Raw genomic sequence first — 3,803 nt, 5'->3', positions numbered from 1 at the left:
GGGCAGTGGGTGCCCATAATTTAAATTGCACCTGATGTTCATTGACAGCGACGGCACCAAGATCATTGACCTCATCGGCATCATGTTCTGCAGAGGTATACAAGGCATCGATAACCGCGCCCGTTTGTACATAGGACAACCGCAATGGCTTATTATCTGCAGATAATGCCACAACCATCACTTCATGCTTTAACCAGGATTTGATGGTGTCTGTCTCTAGCGGCACAAAATAGGCGTAAAACTTTGCTAGATGCGGGTATTGACGAACAATGGCAGGGGGACGCTCCATCGCCTGTAATTTAATTTTTTCATCGTTATCCCCCTCATGCTTGACCAACACATATTGCCCTTTTTCAGGCAACAGGATCACGCCGTCTTGGAGCCAATGAGCGGCATAGTCGTGCTGCAAGCCCGTGAATTGCTCAGAATTAAAATTGCTAATCGTTTGACTGTATCCATAAAAAGAAAGAGCCATCAATAGGAGCAATAACCCGCTTTGGATAACTTTGGGCCGTTTAATCTCAATCGTCATATTTTTGTTAACCACCTTCAAATAGCCTGAATCAGGAATACGTTAATCGTTAATCTTTATTTAACAAAGGAAAGGCGCATCAGTGCATACGTATTCAATAGGTGTTATACGGGATCCTAGCTTATGAATACGTATTCATATGGTATTCATAAGCCCATTGTCGCTCTAATATCAATATCACCCCAACAACATGAACAATAAATTAACAATAAGAAAACAATCGATGTTAATTCAACGGATGTAACTTAAATGCCGAGGGAGACATTTATGCCTAGTTTCAAACTCAACAAAACCACGTTGGCCTTATTATCAAGTGGTGTATTGACCATTTTTGCACCCATTGCTACTGCCCAAGAAGATAATGAAACCGCCATAGCGGTACAAACAGACACTGCAGAACAAGATAAAGAGATGGAAGTCATCGAAGTATCGGGTTTTCGCCGCAGTATCGTGGAGTCAATCAGTACCAAACGCTACTCTGCAAACGTGGTGGAATCCATCAGCGCGGAAGATATCGGTAAACTACCGGATTCCTCCATCGCTGAATCCATCGCCCGTCTGCCCGGTCTCGCTGCTCAGCGCCTCGATGGTCGAGCCAGCCGCGTCAGTATTCGCGGTTTTGGTGAAAATGAAAGCGGCACCACATTAAACGGCAGAGACCAGGTGTCCATTAGCGACAACCGCGGCGTTGAGTTTGATCTTTACCCTTCAGAAATTATGAGTGGTGTGACGGTTTATAAGACGCCGAACGCCGCCATTGAAGGAGAAGGGATCGCCGGCGTCATCGATTTGCAAACCATTAGACCCCTATCAAAAGAGGGCCGCGTTTTCCAAATTAACGGCACCTTTGAAAAAACCAGTTTTGATAAGCTCAATCCCGATGGCGATGATACAGGTAAAAGAGGCACCGTTTTCTATATGGATCAGTTCCAGGATAACACCCTAGGACTTGCCATTGCCTATTCCACCATGTCTTCTCCCAATCAGGAAAAACGCTGGAACTCTTGGGGGTATCCGGAATTTACCTATGAAGGGGAGGATTACTCCATCTTAGGTGGTGCCAAACCTTATGTACGTTCTTCAACGCTAGACAGAGATAGCACCATGTTGGTGCTTCAGTACCAACCCAATGATGATCTCACCATGAGCTTTGACGGACTTTATGTTGATTATCTCGATACCAAAATACTGCGCGGTATTGAAATTCCCTTTGCTTGGGGACAAGGCTCCATCACAGCAAACTCGGTAGATGAAGCATCAGGTTTTATCACCTCAGCCACCTCCGAAGGTCAGCGCGTTGTGGTTCGAAACGACCATGAAACCCGCGACGCCGAGCTTATCTCGTTAGGTTTTAATACCAAATATCATTTTTCTGACGATGTTAAAGTCGATTTTGACGTTAGCTATTCCAATGCAAAACGTGACGTATGGAGTGTAGAAAGCTACTCAGGTACCGGGCGCGGAGATGAACGCGGTGAAGCGGATACCCTGACCTATACCTTTGATAACGGCAACACCGGCGCCACTTTTGATCACACCTTGGACTACAGTGATTTTGATCTCATTCAACTGGGCGGCCCGTTAAGTTGGGGCTGGAGTAGTGCGCTTAACGAACAATATGGTGTTGTGGGCACTGACTATGAAAACCAACTACAAGATGGCTTTATCAATGCGCCAAGCATTGAAGACGAATTACTGTCCGTCAAACTGTCTGCCGAACAACTGTTAGATAACGATTATATATCAGCCGTTTCTTACGGCGTATCCCATCGCGATCGGGAAAAAAGTAAAGTGTCTGAGGGTTATTTTATGACCCTAAGCAGCTTTAGCTACCCTGACAACACCGGCATGTTAAGTGTGCCAGAAGACTATCGTCTGGGTTCGGTGAATTTAGACTTTATCGGCATGGGCGACATGATTGCCTACGATACCATGGGGCTCATTAATGATGGTTACTACGACTTGCTACAAGAGAGTTTAACCAATACCTCTCATGCCACCAAGTCCTGGACTGTTAAAGAAGAAATTACCTCGGCTTATGTCCAAGCTAACATTGATACAGAAATTGCAGATATGCCCCTTACCGGCCTAATGGGCGTGCGCTACGTACATACCAAACAATCCTCCCAAGGTAATGCCTTTAGTAGTGCCGATGAAATCGTGGCAACGGATATCTCCTATGACTACAATCATATCCTGCCCAGTTTAAACCTGTCATTGCAAATTGACGAGGCACAAACCGTGCGTTTCGGTATCGCCAAAACCATTGCCCGGGCTCGGCTAGATGAAATGAACGCGTCGTTCAGTGCCACCTATAACACCATTCCTGATGAAAATGGCAACTACTGGAGCATCAGTGGTGGTAATCCAAACCTGAAGCCTAAAGAAGCGGTGGGCGTTGACCTTACCTATGAAAACTACTTTAGTGCTGAAGGCTATTTCTCTGTTGCCTTATTCTACAAAGATATCACTAACTGGATCTTCGATGGCAATTACACCACTGATTTATCTGGGGTCGCCAACCCGGCCACCGGTGAAATTCCTGCCACATCCACAGCCACCGGCAGCGGTAAAGTAAACGGCGGTAAAGGTACGATGACAGGCTATGAAATTTCAGGCACCCTGCCCCTCAATAGCTTCTCTGAGTATCTGGACGGATTTGGTCTTATTGCCAGCTATACGGGGATCCACTCGGATATCGAAGACCAAAACGGCAACGATTATCAATTGCCGGGTTTATCCGACACCATAGCGACCCTCACCTTTTACTATGAGAAAAAAGGCTTCTCGGTACGTGCCAGTATGCGTTATCGCGATGACTTTAAAGGTGATGTTTATGGCCTGGGTTTCGACACCGTACAAGTGGATATTCTTGGCGAGACCATTTGGGATGCGCAAATTGGCTACGACTTTGGCGAAGCCGGTTTTGATAAGTTAGACGGGCTATCCATATTCCTGCAAGGATACAACTTAAACAAAGAACCCTTTACCTCACTGCAAGGTGATAACAATTTACAGGTTCGAGACTACCAAGATTACGGCAGCTCTTATCTGGCAGGCTTTAGCTACAAATTCTAAATGGGTTAATGTTTATGTCTTAAGCCCTTGTCTTAAACAGACAAGGGCTTTTTTTATCGCTTCACCTTTAGTCAATACCTCGTAAATTACCCCAAACACCATTAGGTTAAGCCCCTCACCGCTTGGCTCTAGGCCCAAGGCCCATGCCTTAATCTGATGCCCTAGCACCGGCAAATTTGCCCCCTGTTATCCC

At 45.9% G+C, this 3,803-nt stretch carries 1 protein-coding gene and 1 pseudogene; one reads left to right on the top strand and one right to left on the bottom strand.

Annotation, left to right across the window (positions count from 1 at the left end; genetic code table 11):
• Positions 1 to 532 (bottom strand): annotated as a pseudogene (locus V5298_RS19675) (hypothetical protein); the annotation flags it as partial.
• A gap of 267 nt (positions 533 to 799) precedes the next feature.
• Here V5298_RS19675 and V5298_RS19670 point away from each other — a divergent pair.
• Entirely contained in the window at positions 800 to 3,610 is a 2,811-nt protein-coding gene (locus V5298_RS19670; RefSeq protein WP_332933125.1) for a TonB-dependent receptor, read from the top strand.
• Positions 3,611 to 3,803: the final 193 nt, after the last annotated feature.

The sequence above is a fragment of the Alteromonas sp. 14N.309.X.WAT.G.H12 genome (genome assembly GCF_036697315.1).
Classification (GTDB): domain Bacteria; phylum Pseudomonadota; class Gammaproteobacteria; order Enterobacterales; family Alteromonadaceae; genus Alteromonas.
Note: the sequence above shows the minus strand (reverse complement) of the source record. Positions and strands in the feature narration are given on the sequence as shown.